This is a genomic window from Pontibacter sp. HSC-36F09 (assembly GCF_024171605.1).
Lineage (GTDB): Bacteria > Bacteroidota > Bacteroidia > Cytophagales > Hymenobacteraceae > Pontibacter.
Window position 1 is genome coordinate 168,636 of the sequence record NZ_JALKAA010000003.1, and the last position, 20,707, is coordinate 189,342.

Consider the following 20,707-nt stretch of genomic DNA (forward strand, 5'->3'; position numbering starts at 1 on the left):
TAGGAATCTCTCCAAACTATGCGAAAAGTAATCTTAGACCTGGCCGTAACCCTCGACGGATTCATTGAAGGGCCGAATGGGGAAGTGGATTGGTGTATCCTAGATGATGACATGGACTTTAAGGGCTTCCTTTCAGGTATAGACACCATACTCTATGGACGGGTAAGTTATGAAATGTGGGGTAACTTCGAGCCAGAACCTAGCGCAAACGAAACTGAAAAGACTATCTGGTCGGCTGTACACGCTAAGGAGAAGATTGTTTTCTCCAGCCAGGAGCGGCAGGATAGGAAGGCCACTTTTATTTCCTCCGCTATACCTGAAAAGGTGGCTGAGATGAAACAGCGGGACGGTAAAGACATTTGGTTGTATGGGGGATCAAAACTCATCACAACTTTTATCCACCATGGGCTGATTGACATTTACCGCATTTCCGTACACCCAACCGTGTTAGGAGCAGGCAAGCCGCTGTTTCAAGAACTGAAGCAAAGGATAAATCTCAACCTGATAGAGGTGAACAAGTTTAGATCCGGGGTGGTGCAGCTGATTTACGAGCATAAGGGCTGAATAACAAACTGTTAGATAGGTATACCTGGCGTATTCGCCAGCGCGTTAATTATTTAATCAGGTATAAGATGAAAAGCTCTAGTTGAGTTCTATATCCAAATTAAAGAATCCCTCAAAAATCAGAATAACTCCATGAACCCATACCTGGAAATTCTTCCCGAAGTGCAGCAGGCCCTGACCGATGGTAAGCCCGTTGTAGCGCTGGAGTCGACGATTATCGCACATGGCATGCCTTTTCCGCAGAACGTGCAGACGGCTTTAGAGGTAGAGGCAGTGGTGCGGGAAGCGGGCGCTATACCTGCCACCATCGCCATCCTGAACGGCAAGTGCTGTGTGGGCCTTACGCAGCAGCAGATCGAGCACCTGGGGCAGGCAACAGATGTCTGGAAAGTGAGTTTGGTAGATATGCCCTATGTCATTAGTCAGCGACTGGATGGCGCTACGACGGTGGCAACGACCATGCGCATTGCTGCCATGGCAGGTATACGGGTATTTGTAACGGGCGGAACCGGAGGCGTGCACCGGGGCGCTGAGACGACGATGGACATCTCGGCGGATCTGACCGAAATGGCGCACACTTCCGTCGCGGTGGTGTCGGCAGGAGTCAAGTCGATTCTGGATATTGGGCTGACGCTGGAGTACCTCGAAACACAAGGTATACCGGTTGTTACGTATGGGCAGGATGCCTTCCCTAGCTTTTACTCCCGCCAAAGTGGATTTGCCTCTCCCTTGCGACTGAATTCTCCCCGTGAAATAGCAGATCTGTTACGTATTAAATGGGAGCTGGGACTGAACGGAGCTGTGCTAATTGCCAATCCTATACCTGAAAAGTTCGAGGTGCCGGCTCCGGAAATGGAATGGTACATCACCCAGGCCCTGCATGCCGCCGCGCAGCAGCACATCAAAGGAAAAGCCGTTACTCCTTTTCTCTTAAAGTATATCGCAGAGCACAGCCACGGCGAAAGTCTCGAAGCCAATATTGCCCTGATCAAACACAATGCCCGACTGGGAGCGGAGCTGGCCGCTGCTTATACCCAGGTTAAGTTATAGTTTGAGCCCTGCTATACCTATTTGGTTGGGACAGTCTCCGGCTTGGCAAAACCACTGACAGGTGTTTTCTTCTCCTGTGGCAGAGCATGGCCAGACCGCTGCTTATACCAAGTCTTGAGATGGCTCACAGCCGGTTTTTCAATATAGGTTGTGATCAGCCAGGCTGCAGTGAGCGAAATGGCTAGCGGCGGCACAATCACCAGCAGGCTGTCGCCAAATAAGTGACGGGTTTCGTTGATGATCACGTAACCAATAAACTGGTGAATCAGGTATAGCGCGTAGGAAATGCTCCCTAAAAAGAGCAGTACCTTGTTCACCAGAAAATCCATTTTGCCCTGCAGCCCCAAGTAGAAGACAGCGAAGAAAGAGATTACCACCAGGGTATGTGGCAGTCCCTCTGGCAGGTATAGCGCTACAATGGCAGCGATGCTGAACAGCAGATGTCCGAGGATATTTTTTTTCTTTTCAGGTTGCTTCATGAGCAGGTAGAAGAGGATGCCCGCATAAAAGAAGACACCGTGATAGAGGTTGAGCAGCGCACCAACCGGACCAAAGCTGAACGCATACTTGTGCACCAGACTCAGTAGCACCCAAACCGGCCCAACCCACAAAATGCGCTTCAGGTTGTTGGTCATGAACAAACCGAGCATCATCAGATAAAACATCCACTCCGAGAAGAGCGACCAGTATACCCCGTCCACATCCGGCACCTGGGCCAGCTTCTGGAACATGGTCAGGTTCACGAGCATGTCTGTAAAGTTGGTCTCGAAGCCGGGCAGTCCGAAGGTCTGCACCACCACAAAGGTCGTGATCATGCTGAACCAATACGTTGGGTATAAACGGATGCCACGGTTAAAGAGAAATTCGCTGCCGCTCTTGATTCTGTCGAAACTGAAGAAGATCACAAAGCCGGAGATCATAAAGAAAAGCTCTACCCCGAACAAGCCATAGTCGAAGTCGAAGGAAGGAGAGAAGCGGTGGCCGTACAGGCTGCGATAAACGGAAGTATAGTGGAAGAGGGCCACTGAGAGTGCGGCAATGCCCCTTAATGCGTCAAGGAATAGAAGTCTGTTCATAAAGGTAATCGTTACGGGCTCTGAAGGTATAGGGCCGTAGCCTGGTTCCTTCCGCACCGCTAACTGGCTGATACGGCCAGAATTTATAGAGTGTTATTGTTAAGGGTAACAGCCCAAACAAGCCTGGGTACGGCTGCCTGGCCGTGTCTGTTTCGGACTATGCCGGATGTGCATAGCGGTTTTTCAGAATATACCGGGAAAGAAGCGATAAAGTTATGGCAGGCGCCAAGAGTTTTTAAGCAGGCGGAATTGACCGTATGTCGGATGGGTTTTGGTTTTGCGGCACCTTTTTGGTAGCTTGTCGGTTGTAACAAAAGCGCCATGGTCTGCCAAAAGGATGGCAGGGGCAGAAGGCTGCACAATTTTTAATTCATTGCATGAAAACTACCGTTAATGTACTGCTGGCTGCTGCCCTGATTGGTTTTAGCGCTTGCTCAGAAGACAATAAGACAACCAGCACAGCTGCCAGCCAGTCAACCACTGTACCAACAAGCAGTAACGCTGCTACAGCTGCACCAGCAGGCAACGTAGCCCTGAATCCGGAGCACGGTCAGCCGGGCCACCGCTGCGACATCGAAGTGGGCGCACCGCTAAACCTGCCAGCACAGCCCAGACTGACGGCACCACAGCCTGCTTTCCAGCCGCAGGTATCTGGTTCTGTTGCCGCCGGCACCAACCCGCCTCACGGCCAGCCTGGTCATGACTGCGCTGTACCTGTAGGAGCTCCGCTTCCTAAATAATTTTGCGCATTCTATTTAAAAAATAAGGGGCTTATACTTAGCGCTATACCTGATGGCGCTTAAAAAATATAGCCTGATTGTTTGATAAGCATACATCTCTGCTTATATTTGCACTCCAATCAGGGTAACGTGGCCGAGTGGCTAGGCTCAGCTCTGCAAAAGCTGCTACAGCGGTTCGAATCCGCTCGTTACCTCTTCTTCGCCCGGTCGGTATTCCTGACCGGGCGATTTTTTTTCCTTTCAGTTCAAATTCCACTTTACTTAGCGTCATAAGCTATGGCGCGAGCGTCTACGCTCGTGACAGGTTTAGTGGGGCCTCTGGCCCAGGTATAGGTATAGCTTGCTTATGCAGGTATAGGAACCGATGTTGTTTTATAGCTTGCCCTGGCCGGGCAGGCCTTACTTTTTTCCTTGATGAAAAGAAAGAGGGCCCCTACCCCCAGTAAGCAAAAAAATCAAGACGATTTTAAACTCGCTGACCGCTCAAACACAAAATCGTCGCTGGTGCACTTGGCACCATTGTCTGCTCAGTTGCTTCAGGGCAAGTATGTATTGCTATACCTGCGAGTGAATTGTGACATAAACAACAAGGCTTATACATATAAATCGGGAATGGCGGGAAGTCCCCCTTTGAAGGGGGCAGGGGGATGTTAATCGAGCACAATCCTTCCCCTGTTTTGGGGGTAGGGGCCCTCGATAAAAGGGGAAGGTTGGGGTGGGGTTAATTTCCTACAAAACCTATACCTGAAGAATTGGTAGCAGTAGCTGAAAATCCCCCTGCTGTTTTGGGGATTGGACCCTTTACAAAAAGAGGGGCAGGGGAGGTAATCCCATTACAAAACTATACCTGCCACAAGTCTCAATCTCTTCACCCAATCCATCTATGAGGCCTTTCTATACCTAAGTAATTATCACCCAATAACTTCAATTCGGTTGTGCTGTTTTTTCTAAACGGGCTATATCCTTTGTCAAAGTATAACGTATTGCAAGCAGGCAATTTCACGGTTGCCGTGTATCTCAATACCTACAACATATCTGACAGGCAAAACAAGCTGCTTACCCATTCCCATGAAGATTACAGACTTGCGCATCATGCGCGGACCAAATTACTGGTCTGTTAAACATCCCAAAATTATCGTACTGAAGCTGGACCTGGAAGAACTGGCTGATACCCTTACCCACGAAGTACCCGGCTTCGCTGTTCGATTACAGCGAATGTTTCCCGAGATGTACAATCATCGCGCCTCCGAAGGTGTGGCTGGCGGCTTCTTTAAGTCCGTGGAGGAAGGGACTACCTTTGGCCACGTGCTGCAACACATCGCCCTGGAACTGCAAACATTGGCAGGTATGGAGAGCGGCTACGGGCGATGTTACATGGCGCACGAACAGGGTACGCACTTCATCATCTTCTCATACCAGGAGGAGCGCGCCGGAGAGTATGCTGCTCGTGCTGCACTCCGCATCACCGAAGCCCTGATCAAAGGCGAGAGGTATAAACTCGACGAAGACATTGATCGGCTGCATCAGATCAGGGAAGATGAGTACTTCGGACCGAGCACTTACTCTATAGTATCAGAAGCGCAGAGTCGCGGTATACCTTACATCCGCCTCAACCGGCACTCGCTCATACAACTTGGCTATGGCGTCAACCAGAAGCGTATTCAAGCTACCATGACCTGTGGCACTGCCTGCTTTGCCGTGGAGATAGCTGGCGATAAGAACGCCACCAAGGAACTGCTCGACGAAGCCGGTATACCTGTTCCCAAAGGCACTACTGTGTATGATCAGGAGGAACTGAAGCAAGCGGTTGACCGGCTGGGCTACCCGCTGGTGCTTAAACCGCTCGACGGCAACCACGGCAAAGGAGCCACCATCAACATTACCAACTGGAAAGATGCGCTCAAAGGACTGGCTTCAGCACAGCAATTCTCAGAGGGTGTGATCGTCGAGCGCTACATTCAGGGTTTCGACTTCCGCTTGCTGGTCATCAACAAGAAGTTTGTGGCGGCTGCCAAGCGCACCCCGGCCATGGTCACCGGCGACGGTGTTTCCACAATAAAGCAGCTGGTGGATCGTGAGAACAAAGATCCGAGAAGGGGTGTGGGGCACGAAAAGGCGCTGACCCGCATTAAAATTGATCAGCAAACCAAAAATATTTTAAAGGCCAAAGAGCTTACTATTCAATCGGTTCTGCCCGAAGGTGAGGTGCTATACCTGAAAAGTACGGCGAACATAAGTACTGGAGGCACTGCAACTGACGTTACTGACTTAGTAGATCCTTACAACATCTTGATGGCCGAGCGAATTGCCGGTCTGGTGGGGCTGGATATCTGCGGCATCGACGTGATGACAACTGACATTGCCATCCCGCTGAACGAAGCAGGTGGTGCGGTACTGGAGGTGAATGCAGCGCCTGGTTTCAGGATGCACATTTCGCCAACATACGGGTTGCCACGCAATGTGGCTGAACCGGTCATTGACATGCTTTTTCCGCATACCAAACCGGCCCGTATCCCGATTGTGGCGGTAACAGGCACCAACGGGAAGACAACCACAACGCGCCTGATCGCGCACATGGTCAAGAGCAAGGGCTACCAGGTAGGGTATACGACTACCGAGGGCATCTACATACAGGACAAACTGCTCGAGAAAGGCGACACCACCGGGGCTTACAGTGCTCAGTTTGTGCTCAAGGACCCGACTGTAAATTTTGCAGTGCTGGAGTGTGCCCGTGGCGGCTTGTTGCGCTCAGGGCTGGGCTTCGATCAGTGCGACATCGGCATCGTGACCAATGTAAGCTCCGATCACCTGGGTCTGCGCGACATCCATACCCTGGAGGACCTGGCTAATGTGAAGTCGGTAATCCCGAAAAGCGTGAGCAAGGACGGATACGCCATCCTGAACGCAGATGATGACCTGGTATACGCCATGGCGGAGGACCTGAAGTGCAAGGTGGCTTTCTTCAGTATGGACGAGAACAACCCGCGCATACTCAAGCACATTGCGAAAGGCGGATTGGCGGCGGTTTTTGAAAACGGTTACATCTCGATCTTCAAAAACAGTTACAAGATCAGGATTGATCGGGTGGGGGATGTGCCGCTGACCTTCGGAGGAAAAGCGAAATTTAATATAGAGAACATACTGGCCGCCGCGTTGGCCGGCTACGTATCGCACTTTGACATAGAAGATATTAAGCGTGCCCTGCGCACTTTTATCCCTTCACCGGATAAAACGCCAGGTCGCATGAACCTGTTCCAGTTCCCGAACTTCGAGGTGCTGGTGGACTACGCGCACAACGTGGGTGGTCTGAAGGCCATAGGCGGCTTTATGGAAGACCTGGACGTGTCGCGCAAGGTTGGCATAATAGCCGGTGTTGGTGACCGCAGAACGCAGGATTTCTACGAGTTAGGCCAGGTGGCAGGGGAGATCTTTGACGAGATCATCATTCGTCTCGACAACGACCTGCGCGGAAAGACAGCCGAGGAGATTACTTTGCCAATGCTGCAAGGTATAGAGGATGTGGCGCCGCACAAGCAGGTGAAGGTGATACCGGAGGAAATGCGGGCAATCGCCTATGCGCTGGAAAATGCCGAACCGGACTCCTTTGTAGCGATCTTCACTGAAGATGTGCACGAATCGGTGAAGATGGTGGAGAGCTTTAAAGTAATACAACACCGCAGCAGTATGCTGGTGGAATAAAGATTTTCTTGTTGATTAAATTCTAACGCCTGCGTTAGAGAATTTCATGTGAACGATGGACTAAAACCCTTTCCTCAGGATAGGGTTTTTTTTATGGCTATACCTATCTGAGGCTTGGGCACAAAAAAAGCCCCGGCCAAACAGACCGGGGCTTTCAGACTTAAGGGCTTAAATGTTATTTCAGTACGAAGCTGGTTGTTCCGATCAGGTAACCGTCAGCGTAAAGTTCAATGGTATGCTGGCCTTTTTTGTACTCGGCGTTTTTGCTGTACACAAAGCTCACCTGCTGTTGCGTGTTATCAAACACGATGTCGCGCTTGGCAGTGTAGTACATGTCTTGTCCATCGATATCGAAGGAACCTGAACCAGTAGACAGGTTATACAAGGCTGCTCCGTCCGGTTCGATCAGACGCATGTAGATTGTCTTCGGTTCGCGTGGTGCCACATCGTTTTTGCCCAGGTTAAAGGCCACACGAATCTTCTCCACGTTTCTGATTCTGAACTCGTTGTCTTTGTCATCCAGCTCTTTGCCGCGCTTGTTTACCACCTGCACATTCATACGCTGTGCTTCGAGTCTGGAAGCTACTTTTACTTTTTCCACCAGATTATCGTTGGTCGACTTCATAGTGGTCAGGCTGTCGCTCAGGCGGTTTTGCGTTGTTTTGAGCGATGTGTTTTCCGTGAAGAGCACTTCGTTGTCCTGTTTGAGCGTAGCAATCTCCTGGTCTTTCTGCTTCAGTTGCTGCTCAAAGGCCGTTGCACGGTCGCGGAAACGGCGCTGGTCAGCTAAACTGTAGCTGCTTTTGCGGAAGCCGCGCAGTTGAGTCAGGTCAGACGAAATAGAGGCGATCTGAGCTTCCAGTGAGTCATTTTCAAGTCCCATCGCCTGAAGTTCCTGGCTTTGGCGCTCGAAATCGGCCTTCAGGGCTTCGTAAACTTTTATCTGGTTCTCCAGTTCTTTATCTTTCACACGGATCACCTCGGCCTGCTCCTCGTTTTTTTCTTTTTTCTGATAATTCATGTAAAGCAGGATGCCATTGATACTGATCAGGATGACAAGGAGGCCACTAATCAAAAGTTTGCGGTTGCTTCGTTTTTCAGAAGGGTTCATGGGCTGATGTTCGTTTTGGGTGTCTTTTTTTTCCAGCGTACTCATAAGTTAAGCTTTTAATGTCTGGAATGGTGCGTATGCGAGTTTCAAATTTAAGACTTTTGTGCTATTATCATACAACATGAAACAAGAATTTAATGCCGACTACTGGCAAAACCGCTACCAACTGGGCCAGACGGGTTGGGATGTTGGGGCTATAACGCCGCCACTCCGCGAATATTTTGATCAGATGCCTAACACTGGCCAACACATACTGGTTCCGGGCTGCGGCAATGCCTACGAAGCAGAGTATTTATTCCGGAAAGGCTTTGTGCATACCTATGTAGCCGATGTTGCCGAGGCGCCCCTGCAACGTTTTTCCGAACGGGTGCCGGACTTCCCTAAAGATCAGTTGCTTCTGCAGGACTTTTTTAAACTCGAAGGCAAATTCGACCTGATCGTCGAGCAAACCTTCTTTTGCGCGATCGACCCGAAGCTCCGAGCCGATTATGCACGAAAGTGTGCTGATCTGCTTGTGCCAGGAGGAAAATTAGTTGGACTGCTCTTCGATACGACGTTTGAGCACGCAGGCCCACCTTTCGGCGGCAGCCGCGAAGAGTACCGTACCTATTTTGAGCCCTACTTCGAGTTCCTGCATTTCGAAACTGCCTACAACTCCATTCCGCCGCGGCAGGGGAGGGAGCTGTTTGTAGAGTTGAGGGGTTCGAGAGATTAACCTGTAGGGACAGGTCACGACCTGTCCGAATCGTGCACTGGTATAATTTGTCAGAATCAGGATTCACTCATTCACACAATCACCAATTCACTCATTTCTTTATTCCCCCGCATCTGACTAAATTTGCAGACCGAAAGGTATAAACCAAGCAATTAACCATGTTCGAAATACCAAAATTAAAACATACTGGCTCCGGCAACTTCTTCCTGATGGCTGGACCTTGCGCTATTGAAGGCGAAGAAATGGCCCTGCAGATCGCCGAGCGTCTTGTTACGATCACAGATAAACTGGAGATTCCGCTGATCTTTAAGGGCTCTTACCGCAAAGCCAACCGCTCCCGGCTAGATTCTTTTACAGGTATAGGCGACGAGAAAGCGCTGCGCATCCTCCAGAAAGTAAGCCAGACCTTTGACATCCCTACCGTTACCGACATTCATGAAAGCACCGAGGCAGCCATGGCGGCTGAGTATGTGGATGTGTTACAGATCCCGGCTTTCCTGTGTCGCCAGACCGATTTGCTCGTAGCAGCTGCCAAAACAGGCAAGGTGGTGAACATCAAAAAAGGACAGTTCCTCTCCGGTGAGGCCATGCGCTTTGCGGTGGACAAGGTACGCGAGTCAGGCAATGACAAAGTGATCCTGACTGACCGTGGCAACAGTTTTGGCTATTCTGATATGGTCGTGGACTTCCGTAACCTGCCCGAAATGCAGACGAATGGCGTGCCAGTAGTGATGGACGTGACCCATTCGCTGCAGCAGCCGAACCAAAGCTCCGGTGTGACAGGCGGAAAACCTGCCCTGATCGAAACCATTGCCAAAGCCGCCATTGCTGTTGGGGCTGACGGTCTGTTCATCGAAACGCATCCGCAGCCATCTGTTGCCAAGTCAGACGGTGCCAACATGCTGCCGCTGGACCAACTCGAAGATCTGCTCACCAAACTGGTACGCATCCGCCAGGCTATTCGCTAAAAAGCTGATAAACGTATAAGAGGAGAGCATTGACTGTGGTTGATGCTCTTCTTGCTTCTTTAGATTATACCTATGACCATACCTGCCCATACTCCCGAGTGGGAAGTTTATTTCTGTGATATTAACGAGCGTCCGGCCTGTGTGAGCATCGATCTGGCTTTCGAAAACCTGGCTCCTATACCTGATAAAGACCGTGCTTTTGAACTGGTTGTCGCGTTGCAGCAACCTGACGAAGACGGCTTTCCGGAAGATGAAGCCGAGTGGAAGCAGCTGGAGGCGATAGAAGAAGCGCTGGTGGAGGAGTTTCAGAACTCGTTGCAGGCCGCTTTTGTGGGCAAACTGCTGCACGATGGCAAACGCAGCTTTTATTTCTACAGCGGACAGGAAGCTTTGCCGGAGGTGATCGCCACCAACATCATGCAGCAGTTTCCGGCCTATACCTTCGCTTCCAACACCCTCCATGACCCGGATTGGGGCCTATACCTGGACTTCCTGTTTCCGGAGCCCGCTGATATGCAAACCATCAAGAACAGCCGCATTTTGCGCATGATGGAGGAGCAGGGAGATGAACACTACATTCCCCGCCCTGTATCGCACTTCATAAGTTTCGCGACGGAAAGGGATCGTGCGGCCTTCAAAAACGCGGTAGAAGGTGCGGGCTATACCTTGGTGCAGGAGGGTGAGAACCAAAATGAGACTGAAGTTCCGTTCAGCGTCGTGATAGCAAAAGTGCAGGCTGTTACCGAAGAAGAAATTCACACAACTACCTTAAGGCTTTGGCAATTAGCTGAGGAGTTTAAGGGCGTGTACGGCGGCTGGCAGGCGCAGGTGGTGAAGGAGAACGATTAATAGAGTAGCGTAAAATGCTCTTTCGGCTGCGTTTTACGGAAGAAAACCAGCCCGATGTAGAACAAGTCGATGGTTTGGCATACCTGCGGGTGCTTTTTGATTTCCTGCCAGGCCTGCTTCATTTCAGCTGACCAGTATAGATCATCCACTACAAACACGGTATGCTCATGGTGCTTGCTGAGGCAATCTTCGAAATAGCGCATGGTGGGTTCGTAGCGGTGGTTTCCGTCAAAAAAGGCAAAGTCCAGCTGCTCCACTTGCTGCAGTTGCTGTGGTAGTGTATCATCCAGGTTTCCAATCACCTGCTGCACGTGCTGCAAACCCAACTTATCAAAGTTCGTTTTCGCTTCCGAAGCGATGGACGGACAGCCCTCAAAGGTATAGACATTCGCCTCTCTGTTCCCCATCGCCAGGTATGAGGTAGTAATGCCAAGGGAAGTACCCAGGTCAAAAATAGTGGTAGGTTGAAAATGTGCTACCAGCCTGAAAAGGAGCTGCGCATATTTAGCAGGTTTCGCCGAAGTGCGGGCAATGTAGCTGATCGTGCGGTTTTTCTTCAGTCCGGCCTTAGGGCCCGCTCCAAAATCTGTGACAGGTATAGCGCGATCTTCCAGAAGCAGTGCACCACGTAATTCCTCAATTAGGGCATAAGAATAGTAATCACCTTCGTGCAGAATCACGTTTTGGTAAAGATCAAAAACGAAAGGGGAGTGAACGCCGTGCAGCTTAAAAGCCCTGAGGCGGTAGAGCAGGTAATTTGCCGCAAGGTGGAAGGGGAGCAATTTTTGAATTGTTAAATTGTTGATGGTTGAATTGTAGTTTCACTATGTAAGCAATCCTTCAGTGAGAACCACAGATTGTGAGAAACTACAAATTTACAGGTATAGCCGAATTATCAATGAAACAATTAATTCAGGTATAGAGGATTCAACAATTAAACAATTAGCAATTAATTCAGGTATAGCGAGATCAACGATTAAATAGGTATAGCGAAAACAACAATCTAACAGTTCAGCAATACAACCATCAGTTCAGCTTATAAGGAACAATGAGCGAAAACTCAGGAATAGTCACATGAAATTTTTTGCCGTCGACCATGCGCTCCATCAGGTAAGTTCCGCGCATTTTGCCCATACCTGTCTTCAGGTTGCAGCCTGACACATATTCATGCGACTCGCCGGGCTCCAGCACGGGCTGCTGGCCAACCACACCTTCTCCTTCCACTTCACGCATCGTGCCGGTGGCGTCGTGTATGTACCAGTGGCGGCGCAAAAGCTTCACCGTGAACTCACTGTTATTCTCTATACTGATCTTATAAGCAAATACGAAGTGCTGCTGTACCGGACTGGAGTAATCGGGCAGGTAGTTGGTCGTGACCGTTACTTTTACTCCTTCTGTAGTTTTTGTATCCATGTTACAGAGTTTTTTGTATAATTAGAATCTGTTTCAGGTATAGCCTTCTGGGGCCCGTTACCTGTTACCAGGCAAACCCCATACCCCTACAGACTAGCATGAATGTAAAGATAGAAGAAAGCTGGCAGAAAATTCTGCAAGATGAGTTTGAAAAGCCTTATTTCAAAAACCTTGTGTCATTTGTTAAAGACGAGTACACCTCACAAAAAGTTTACCCGCCCGGTAACCAGATCTTTAATGCTTTTGAACACTGCCCCTTTGATCAGGTAAAAGTAGTTATTTTAGGACAAGACCCCTATCATGGACCTAATCAGGCAAACGGATTGGCTTTTTCGGTGAAGGACGGCGTACGTATACCTCCCTCGCTGGTCAACGTTTTCAAGGAGATCAAAAACGACCTTGGTAAAGACCTGCCCACTACCGGAAATCTCGAACGCTGGGCGGAGCAAGGTGTTCTATTACTCAACGCTACCCTGACAGTGCGTGCCGGCGATGCAGGTTCGCACCAGAAAAAGGGTTGGGAAGAGTTTACCGATGCCGTGGTCCGCAAAGTGAATGACCTGAAAACCGGTATCGTGTTCATGCTGTGGGGAGCATATGCACAGAAAAAAGGCGCTTTTATTGACGATAGCAAGCACCTGGTACTCAAAGCAGCCCACCCATCACCCTTCGCCGCCGACCGGGGTTTCTTCGGCACGCATCACTTCAGCAAAGCCAACGAGTACCTGAAAGCGCAGGGCAAAGAACCGATTGACTGGTAAAAGCTGTTTATACTTAGTTCGTTTAAGGTATTAAACCACATTTTGTCATCTCGACGGTAGGAGAGATCTGGATAATTGTAGAATGCTACATGTGATTCAGATTTCTCACTTTGCTCGAAATGACAATAAAGCCAAACATAAAGTAAAAGGGGCTACAGGCCCCTCTATACCTGGTCACGAGCGATGACGCTCGTGGCGTATACCTTACTTCCAGTTCGCAGTCGAGAACTGATCAGGTTCAAACCAGCTAGGATTTACTTTTTCGGGGAAGGAGATATTGAAGTACTCCTCCCGCAGAAACAACTGGCCGTTGTTTTTGAACACAATCTCCGTCGCCACCATATTGCCCTCGATTTCCTGGTACTTGTTCATCTCCACATCGCGTGCTACACCATTGCTGTTCGTTAAAATACGCACCACATAAAGGTGTTCTTTGTCTACCCAAAACTGACTACGGCTTTGATCATTCGGGTCGGTTGTGCCTACCACATAAGTATCGCGGCCCTGCCAGGTAGCTTCCGTAAACTGGCTTAGGTCGAAGTTCAATTCCTGCGCCTTGCTGATGGTAGTGGCAGGATCGTAGAAATACACATCGAAGCTCAACAATACGAGCGGGTGGATGGAGTATTGCTTGTTCACCATCTTGCCTTGCTTAAAGGTATAAACCGTGTCCTGGTTGTAGATCACGCCGTTGCCCGTCTCAAAGCCATCAAAGCGGATGTGCAGGTTGGCGGGATAGCTGTAAATTTCCTGCCAGATCTCTTCACGGCTCACCTGATCATCTTTATAGAAAATAGCCCGCTGATCGAAAGCAAAGTTCGGATACCACTTGTTTTCCCAGTGTCGGTACATAGCCTCGATCACTTGCTGTCCGGTTTGGGGTTTAGTGGCGGTTGTTGTCATTTTTTGGGTGCAAGCTAGAGTGAGCAAGGGGAGAAGCAGGTGTAGGATGCGGGAGATTAGGTTTATTTTCACGGTTTTATCGGGTTTAATCAGTGAGTTTTTAAGCGGTTCTCAGAATTTTATCCATTTTTTTACCTTTTGCCAACTCGTCCACCAACTTGTCTAAATACCTGACTTGTTTTGTCAGCGTGTTTTCAATTTCTTCGATACGGTAACCACAGATCACTCCCGTTATGAGGTGAGCATTTGGATTCAATTCTGCCCTCGTAAAGAATGTTTCAAACGTCGCTTTTTCGTCGATCAGTTTCTGTAGTTTATTATCATCAAAGCCTGTCAGCCACTTTATCGCCTGATGCAGCTCCTCTTTTGTTCTGCCTTTCTTCTCAACTTTTGTGATGTAATGCGGATAAACCGACGCAAAAGTCATCTTGGCCATGCGTTCATTGTGCTCAGGTGTTGTCTTCATCTTTTGTGTTGTAATTGCTGATTGAACAGTTAAGCCCGTAATTTAAAAATTGGGAGGTTGATAGAGTTATAATCGACTGATTAATAGAGCGCGCTTAAAAGTAAATCTCTTTTGACTGATCGTAATGGGCTGCATGTCGACAGTAAGTAATTATTGCTCTATTCTTTTTTTAGTTTTTGATAGGATTGAATTCCCAAATTTCTCTTAATGAACTAGAATATTTAGTGAAGCCGGATAACAAATACCCTTTGCCGTTTATTCCAAAACTTGTATTAACAGCCATGCTTGTAGGACAATTTTGAAATTGTATCCAACTATCATTGAGTTGATCATATTTCCAAATTTTATTAGAAACATAACCATCTCCCCATTCAAAATTACTTCCAAGTCCCACATAAGCAGCACCATCAATTACCATACATGCATAAGAATTATATGCATCAGACGGGAGTGGCTTTTTTCTTTCCCATGAATCTGAGAGAGCATCGTACTTCCAGAAAGTATTAAATGCAAATGCCGTTTGACTGATTCCCAGATAACCTGAGTTCTCAATTGCAAACGAAAAATTTCCCCATACTGGGCTAGTTGTTTTGGTAAAATCTTCCGGGAAATCTGCTTTTCGAATCCATGTATCACTATTCGGAAGGTATGACCATAATTTTTGATTTCTGTAGCATGACCCTATAAATCCCATTTGATCAAAACTGAAGGTGAAGGCGTAGTCATCACGCTCAATTTTATCCGGAAAATCTGCCTTCTGAATCCAAACCTCGCTGTTCGGATTGTATTCATAAAAACCATTTTCTAGTAAGACATAGCCTTTGTTAGAAATGGTAAATGCTTTGGGATATCGGCCTGTACTGTGTGGTAAATATAATGTTTGCCAGGTTTTATTTGTTGAGTTAAACTTCAACCCAGTTGATGAGTTTGGATTAAGAATATAGGCATTATCACCAATGGTGAATGTTGTCGAAGCAGGATTTATGTCATGTGTAAAATTTAGCTTCAACCAAGGGAAATATAGATCAAATTTATCCTTAGAATTTGCAGGCATACCAGCAGTTATAACTGTGATGTCTACTTTTTCGGGTTCCGTAACTTTAGGTACTTTGACATATATTTTTGTAGCTGTAGCCGAATCAACTTTTGCAACATGTCGACCAAATAATACAGTGTTGCTTTTAGCTGAGAATCCAAAATTTATTCCAGTAATTTCAACGCTTGTACCTGTTGAACCGAACTTAGGATGGAAATCATGAACTTCAGGTGGTTTACTTCCCTCGCTCGTAAAGGACAACTCTGAACCGTAGACAAGCATGCTTTCAGTTCGGATGAATGGCCGAACATAATAAGTTTGACCCTTCACTAAGCCGGAGTTAATTTCCAGCGCAAATTTCCCAGTTACTAATTCTGTAGAAATATTTTTAAAATCATCAACATCTATACTTAGGTTTGGATGACTTCCCCATACAAAACCATGAGATAAAGCCTTTTCGTTACCTAGGCTTTTTACATTAGCGGAGAACTTTGCACCAGACTCAGAAGCGCTTACTTCTTCCATTAAAACAATCGGGTATTCCTTTGGTGCGATCTCTGCATCCTGGCATCTTACCAGAAAAATGAGTCCAAGGAATAATATAGTAAGCCCGCTTACTGGAGTTTTCATTATCAAAAGGAAAAGCTAGCTATAATTTCTAATTGTGTTTTTTGAAATGTAATGTCATTTCCAGGAAATTGATTAAACCTAAGCTCTCCCGCAGCAATTTTTCTATAATCTAAATTGCGTTGCAATCCTATTCCCAGAGAATAGCCGACCATACTTGTAGAGATTAGTGGCTGCTGATCAACCTTGTTGATTGTAATTACTTTTTGATCAATAGAAGATCTGTATACACTGCTCTTATTTGTCAAGTGATATAAATAAGAGCCTCCGGCATTAATAAATGGTCTCCAGGCCAAAGGTGGCAGCGTATAACGCAACAATACCGGTACATTTAAGGAAGTCGTGTTAATGACAACATCTACCTCAGATTGAGGAGAAGCTGAATTAACTGAAAAGCCGTTTTTTGTAATATTAACTCCAGTATTTAAAGAAAAGTAACTTCGTTCTATAGGGAGATCGGCAAAAACTCCAAATAAGGCCGACGCACCAGGAACGAAAGAAATTTCATTGAGGTGTTCTTTCGACATACCTGCAGGTACATTCAATGACGTTCTGCCGTACCCTACAATTACACCAAATCGTGGATAAGGCAATGGACGATTATGACCGTTGTTATACATCGAAATAAGTTGGGAAAGCGATTTCCTATTGTATTTGACCAGTCGCACCTGCTTACCTTTCCATCTATAGTCACTTGTATGTTCTAGTAGATGCTTTCGAAAATCTTCCTTAGATATTTCAACAAAAACAGTACTATCCTTTTCCAGAAAATATGTTTTAATGCCTTCTCCGATAAAGTAGTAGAGCGTAATTTTTCCATGTTCAAGTCGTTCTAGAAAGACCCTTTTATTCAGTCCGGAAACCGAAATATTCTTAGATAAATATACTGTGCCATTTTTGAACCCATATTCTATCAATTCTTCAGCAGAATAACTTATTTCACTATCTCCCTTTTTCATTCGTACAAATTGCGCATTCTCTTTGGGCGTTCCTGCTTTCAATTTAATTCCAACACTTACTAAAGTATCAGTCATGATGTAATCACTTTTCTGGGAGTGTGCACAATGAATCGATAAAATAAGGATTGCAGTAATCAACCAGCTCTTCATTTTTCTCATCTAATTCTTCGTTCTGAAAGTGATCGTGTGTAACGGGGTACTAGGGAGGTATACCTTTACTATTGAATAAACCCCCATACCAAATATACAGTATTCAAGATATAAAAATCATCAACCCTAAAAACAAAAACCGCCAGCTCTTCTCAGAACTGGCGGTTTCATTTCGTATACCTATACCTTACTCAATCGTCTTAAACAGTCGGCTCCATCTGATCTTGTCAAGGAAGCCGCCGTATGGGTCGGTGGACATCCAGATCATAACGGCCTTGCCTACAATGTGGTCGGCGGGTACAAAGCCCCAGTAGCGGGAGTCGAGGGAATTGTGGCGGTTATCGCCCATCATAAAGTAGTAGTCCTGCTTGAAAGTATAGCTCGTGGCTTCGGCACCGTTAAGGTATAGCTTACCGTCGCGCACCTCGGCGTTTTCGTTGCGTTCGTAACCCACGATCACCTTTTCGTAGAAAGGCAGTGTTTCAGGCGTAATGGCTACCGTGGCGCCTTCTTTCGGGATGTACAGCGGGCCAAAGTTGTCTTTGTTCCATTCGTACTTGCTCGGTACATGCGGGAAAACCTCGGCATCACCTTTACCCGACTCATCCATCAGGAGCGTAGCGTCTTTAATGAAATCGAGCTGGGCGAGGGCCTTTGCTTTCTCAGGAGATGTATCTACAATATAACCACCCTGCCACTGGATCACGTCCGTGATATCACGCTCTAGGAAAAACTTCTCTGCCAGGCGCTGCTCCGTAGAGAGGAAGTACTTATACTGTATCTTCTCCGGATTCTCAGCAGCTTGGCCGTTGATGTATACCTGCATGTTGCGCAATTCAATGGAGTCGCCGGCAATACCGATGCAGCGCTTAATGTAGTTAGTGCGCAGGTCATCCGGATGATGCTCCTCCGGTGGGTAGTTGAACACGACCACATCGTTGCGCTTCACTTCAGAGAAACCAGGCAGTCGGTATGACTTCAGCTGAATGGCGTCAGAGTAGGAGGGGATGTTGGTGCCCCAGATGGTCTGGTGCGTGAGCGGCACCTGCAGCGGCGTGATCGGAGTGCGCGGACCGTAGTGCAGCTTGCTTACAAACAGGAAGTCCCCTACCAACAGGGTTTTCTCCATAGAAGGTGTCGGGATGGTGTAGGCCTCGAAAGTAGCCCAGCGAATTAAACTGGCCGCTATAACGGCAAACAGGATGGCATCACCCCACTCACGTGCAAAGCTCTTTTTCTTTTTAGGCTCCTTACTAACGGGCTTCTTCTCCCAAAACTTTACTTTCATTTATAAAGTGTTTTGTTTCTACAGGTTGAGCATGTCTTTCATGCCGTAAACTCCCTGGCGGTCTTTGAGCCATTTGGCTGCCATCAGGGCACCTTCGGCAAAACCGGCACGGCTATGGGCAATGTGGCCCAGTTCTATTTTGTCTACTTCTGATGCATAAGTCACAATGTGGGTACCTACCACATCCGGCTCACGCTCCGAAATAATGTTAAGCTTCGACTTATCTGAATCATCGTCAGCCGCCCAGCCTTGCAGGGCAGGGTAGTTGGCCAGTATACCTTCGGCGGTAGTAATACCTGTGCCGCTCGGTTTATCGACCTTCTGGAGGTGGTGAATCTCACGGATTGACACCTGGTATTCCTTATAGGCCTGCATTTTACTGGCAATATATTCGTTAAAATGGAAAAACAAATTAACGCCCACGCTATAATTAGATGCATAGAAGAAAGCGCCTTTGTTTTCCTGGCACAAAGATACAGCTTCGCTATACCTGTCGAGCCAGCCAGTAGAGCCCGAAACCACAGGTATACCTTGTTTCAGACAGTAAGCGATATTGCCGAAAGCAGCTTCCGGGTGGGTGAATTCAATGGCAACATCGGTATTTCCCGAGCTGTATTGCTGCAGCGTTTCAGTGTTGGTATGGTCGATGGTGCCGGCTATCTGGTGGCCTTTGGCAAGGGCCATCTGCTCAATGGTTTTCCCCATCTTGCCATAGCCTATCAACAGGATTCTCATTTAGTTCGCGTGTATAAAGTAAGGGTAAGGCCGGGCGTAACGCCGTTGGAGGCTGGCGTGCGGAATACATCGGGCTGTACACGCAAGCTCAGATTGTCACTCACGTCAAATTCGCGTAGGTGGCCGTGCACATACGCTTCTGCTATCTGCATGCCGTAGGCCAGCACCGATATAATAATGGTCAGGTCGCGGTTACGGCGGTAAAAGTCGCGGCTCGAACGCAGGTTCTTAGTTCCGACGGGCACATCGGCACCGTATATTCTGTCAAAATAATACGCGTCATATACCTGAACGAATTGGTCGCTGCGCCCTGTCCGTATGTTCAGAGCCGTCCGGAAGTCCTGGTACTTGTTGTTGTTATCGATGATAAAGTAGCCGAGCACCCCGCCCGTAGCGTAAATGATGGGCACTTTCCACCAGGCACCGTTGTATACCTGGCCTGCGCCTGGTATGATGGCAGAGAAAAGCGCTGCACGGCCCGGCCGGCCCAGGTTTTTGAAACCACTCAGGAAAAACTGCTTCTGCTGCGCGGTATCCGCTTCGGAGGTTATGACCAACACAGAGTCCGGGCCGGATGTGACCACCTGCGCCCTGGCCTGCGACGGCAGCAGCTGCGAAAAGAGCAATCCCACCAATAAAGCTATACCTGGCGCTAACCTCATGCTATTCTCTTAGTAGTTCAGAATCTCCAGAATACGGTTCAACTCCTCTACCGATACAAACGGGATCTTGATCTCTCCTTTGCCATCGTTGTTGGCCTTCACTAGTATTTTGGTGCCAAATTGCGAAGAAAGCTTTTTCTCCACGCCCTTCAACTCATCATCATACTTGTTGAAGACCAGTTTTTGTTGCGGATCGGGTTTTTTACTAGCATTCTGAACGTTTCGTACCAGTTCCTCCACCTTGCGTACCGACAGCTCTTCCGCCACTACTTTGCGGAAGATCTCCAGCTGCTTGTCGATGGTATCGATGTTGATCAGGGCTCTGGCATGGCCCATGCTGATCACGTTGTCGCGCAGTGCGATCTGGATATCCGGCGGCAACTTGAGCAGGCGCAGGTAGTTGGTCACAGTTGTACGTTTCTTACCTACGCGGTCGCCCAATTCTTCCTGCTTCAAACTGCACTCGGTCAGAAGACGCTGGTAGGAGAGGGCAATCTCGATCGCGTTCAGGTTTTCACGCTGAATATTCTCGATGAGGGCCATCTCCAGCATCTGCTGGTCGTCGGCCTTGCGGATGTAAGCTGGAATCTCGGTCAAACCAGCCATTTTGGCGGCCTGGTAACGGCGTTCACCCGATATCAGCTGGTACGTGCTCTGGTCAAGCTGACGAACGGTGATGGGCTGGATGATACCCTGTATGCGGATAGACTCAGCCAATTCTTCCAGTGCCGTCTGGTCAAAATGTGTACGGGGCTGGAAGGGGTTCGTCTGTATCTGGTCAATGGCTATATCTGCGATGGTATTGACTTCGTTAATGGTGGTAGATTCGGCAGTTTTGCCGGTGTATTTGTTACCCTCCAGAAGAGAGCCAAGGCCCCGGCCGAGACCGCCTTTGCGTACTGCTGCTTGTTTCTTGTTGTCTGACATGTAATCGT

At 48.1% G+C, this 20,707-nt stretch carries 20 protein-coding genes and 1 tRNA gene; 9 read left to right on the forward strand and 12 right to left on the reverse strand.

Annotation, left to right across the window (positions count from 1 at the left end; translation table 11 throughout):
* Nucleotides 1-18: 18 nt before the first annotated feature.
* Both L1278_RS10615 and L1278_RS10620 read left to right on the forward strand, forming a co-directional pair.
* Nucleotides 19-564, forward strand: coding sequence for a dihydrofolate reductase family protein (locus L1278_RS10615; RefSeq protein ID WP_253403721.1), 546 nt, complete (start codon nucleotides 19-21; stop codon nucleotides 562-564).
* A gap of 132 nt (nucleotides 565-696) precedes the next feature.
* Nucleotides 697-1,614 carry a pseudouridine-5'-phosphate glycosidase gene (locus L1278_RS10620; protein ID WP_253403723.1) on the forward strand — a complete coding sequence of 306 codons (918 nt, stop codon included), beginning with the start codon at nucleotides 697-699 and terminating at the stop codon, nucleotides 1,612-1,614.
* A 17-nt stretch (nucleotides 1,615-1,631) separates the two neighbouring features.
* On the opposite strand, the gene L1278_RS10625 is transcribed toward L1278_RS10620, so the two are convergent.
* Entirely contained in the window at nucleotides 1,632-2,690 is a 1,059-nt protein-coding gene (locus tag L1278_RS10625; protein ID WP_253403725.1) for an acyltransferase, read from the reverse strand.
* A 377-nt stretch (nucleotides 2,691-3,067) separates the two neighbouring features.
* On the opposite strand from L1278_RS10625, the gene L1278_RS10630 reads away from it, so the two are divergent.
* The 3 genes from L1278_RS10630 (at nucleotide 3,068) to cphA (ending at nucleotide 7,129) form a co-directional block, all read left to right on the forward strand.
* Nucleotides 3,068-3,430, forward strand: coding sequence for a hypothetical protein (locus L1278_RS10630; protein ID WP_253403727.1), 363 nt, complete (start codon nucleotides 3,068-3,070; stop codon nucleotides 3,428-3,430).
* A 123-nt stretch (nucleotides 3,431-3,553) separates the two neighbouring features.
* Nucleotides 3,554-3,624 (forward strand) — tRNA-Cys (locus L1278_RS10635).
* Between the two features lie 874 nt (nucleotides 3,625-4,498).
* Nucleotides 4,499-7,129, forward strand: a complete 2,631-nt coding sequence (cphA, locus tag L1278_RS10640; protein ID WP_253403729.1) for a cyanophycin synthetase — start codon at nucleotides 4,499-4,501, stop codon at nucleotides 7,127-7,129.
* A 175-nt stretch (nucleotides 7,130-7,304) separates the two neighbouring features.
* Here cphA and L1278_RS10645 read toward each other — a convergent pair whose 3' ends face one another.
* Nucleotides 7,305-8,285: a hypothetical protein gene (locus tag L1278_RS10645; protein WP_253403731.1), complete on the reverse strand. Its 981-nt coding sequence runs from the start codon at nucleotides 8,283-8,285 to the stop codon at nucleotides 7,305-7,307.
* Between the two features lie 76 nt (nucleotides 8,286-8,361).
* On the opposite strand from L1278_RS10645, the gene L1278_RS10650 reads away from it, so the two are divergent.
* The 3 genes from L1278_RS10650 to L1278_RS10660 all read left to right on the forward strand — a co-directional run bounded on the left by L1278_RS10650 (nucleotide 8,362) and on the right by L1278_RS10660 (nucleotide 10,772).
* A complete protein-coding gene (locus tag L1278_RS10650) occupies nucleotides 8,362-8,955 on the forward strand; it encodes a methyltransferase domain-containing protein (RefSeq protein WP_253403733.1) in 594 nt (197 codons plus the stop codon).
* 158 nt (nucleotides 8,956-9,113) lie between these two features.
* Nucleotides 9,114-9,923: a 3-deoxy-8-phosphooctulonate synthase gene (kdsA, locus tag L1278_RS10655; protein WP_253403735.1), complete on the forward strand. Its 810-nt coding sequence runs from the start codon at nucleotides 9,114-9,116 to the stop codon at nucleotides 9,921-9,923.
* 72 nt (nucleotides 9,924-9,995) lie between these two features.
* The gene (locus L1278_RS10660) at nucleotides 9,996-10,772 is read left to right on the forward strand and encodes a DUF695 domain-containing protein (RefSeq protein ID WP_253403737.1); all 777 of its coding nucleotides are present in this window, start codon (nucleotides 9,996-9,998) and stop codon (nucleotides 10,770-10,772) included.
* Here the strand turns inward: L1278_RS10660 and L1278_RS10665 are convergent.
* Together L1278_RS10665 and apaG are read right to left on the reverse strand one after the other, a co-directional pair.
* A complete protein-coding gene (locus tag L1278_RS10665) occupies nucleotides 10,769-11,554 on the reverse strand; it encodes an O-methyltransferase (RefSeq protein WP_253403750.1) in 786 nt (261 codons plus the stop codon). The two genes, L1278_RS10660 and L1278_RS10665, sit on opposite strands and share 4 nt — an antisense overlap.
* A 244-nt stretch (nucleotides 11,555-11,798) precedes the next feature.
* Nucleotides 11,799-12,185 carry a Co2+/Mg2+ efflux protein ApaG gene (gene apaG, locus L1278_RS10670; RefSeq protein WP_220624232.1) on the reverse strand — a complete coding sequence of 129 codons (387 nt, stop codon included), beginning with the start codon at nucleotides 12,183-12,185 and terminating at the stop codon, nucleotides 11,799-11,801.
* Between the two features lie 98 nt (nucleotides 12,186-12,283).
* Here apaG and ung point away from each other — a divergent pair, with 98 nt between their 5' ends.
* Nucleotides 12,284-12,946, forward strand: coding sequence for a uracil-DNA glycosylase (ung, locus tag L1278_RS10675; RefSeq protein ID WP_253403751.1), 663 nt, complete (start codon nucleotides 12,284-12,286; stop codon nucleotides 12,944-12,946).
* A 204-nt stretch (nucleotides 12,947-13,150) separates the two neighbouring features.
* Here the strand turns inward: ung and L1278_RS10680 are convergent, their stop codons facing one another.
* From L1278_RS10680 to L1278_RS10715, 8 genes are all read right to left on the reverse strand, one after another.
* The gene (locus L1278_RS10680; protein ID WP_253403753.1) at nucleotides 13,151-13,921 is read right to left on the reverse strand and encodes an outer membrane lipoprotein-sorting protein; all 771 of its coding nucleotides are present in this window, start codon (nucleotides 13,919-13,921) and stop codon (nucleotides 13,151-13,153) included.
* 28 nt (nucleotides 13,922-13,949) lie between these two features.
* Entirely contained in the window at nucleotides 13,950-14,315 is a 366-nt protein-coding gene (locus tag L1278_RS10685) for a DUF2200 domain-containing protein (RefSeq protein ID WP_253403755.1), read from the reverse strand.
* Between the two features lie 169 nt (nucleotides 14,316-14,484).
* Entirely contained in the window at nucleotides 14,485-15,981 is a 1,497-nt protein-coding gene (locus tag L1278_RS10690; RefSeq protein WP_253403757.1) for an IPT/TIG domain-containing protein, read from the reverse strand.
* A gap of 2 nt (nucleotides 15,982-15,983) precedes the next feature.
* The gene (locus L1278_RS10695; RefSeq protein WP_253403759.1) at nucleotides 15,984-17,096 is read right to left on the reverse strand and encodes an outer membrane beta-barrel protein; all 1,113 of its coding nucleotides are present in this window, start codon (nucleotides 17,094-17,096) and stop codon (nucleotides 15,984-15,986) included.
* A gap of 178 nt (nucleotides 17,097-17,274) precedes the next feature.
* The gene (gene lepB / locus L1278_RS10700) at nucleotides 17,275-18,375 is read right to left on the reverse strand and encodes a signal peptidase I (RefSeq protein WP_253403767.1); all 1,101 of its coding nucleotides are present in this window, start codon (nucleotides 18,373-18,375) and stop codon (nucleotides 17,275-17,277) included.
* A gap of 18 nt (nucleotides 18,376-18,393) precedes the next feature.
* Entirely contained in the window at nucleotides 18,394-19,110 is a 717-nt protein-coding gene (dapB, locus tag L1278_RS10705; RefSeq protein WP_253403772.1) for a 4-hydroxy-tetrahydrodipicolinate reductase, read from the reverse strand.
* Nucleotides 19,107-19,772: a DUF5683 domain-containing protein gene (locus L1278_RS10710; protein ID WP_253403774.1), complete on the reverse strand. Its 666-nt coding sequence runs from the start codon at nucleotides 19,770-19,772 to the stop codon at nucleotides 19,107-19,109. Before L1278_RS10710 ends, dapB begins: the two co-directional genes overlap by 4 nt.
* 9 nt (nucleotides 19,773-19,781) lie before the next feature.
* On the reverse strand, nucleotides 19,782-20,699 hold the full coding sequence (locus L1278_RS10715) for a ParB/RepB/Spo0J family partition protein (protein ID WP_253403776.1): 918 nt from the start codon (nucleotides 20,697-20,699) through the stop codon (nucleotides 19,782-19,784).
* Nucleotides 20,700-20,707 lie beyond the last annotated feature (8 nt).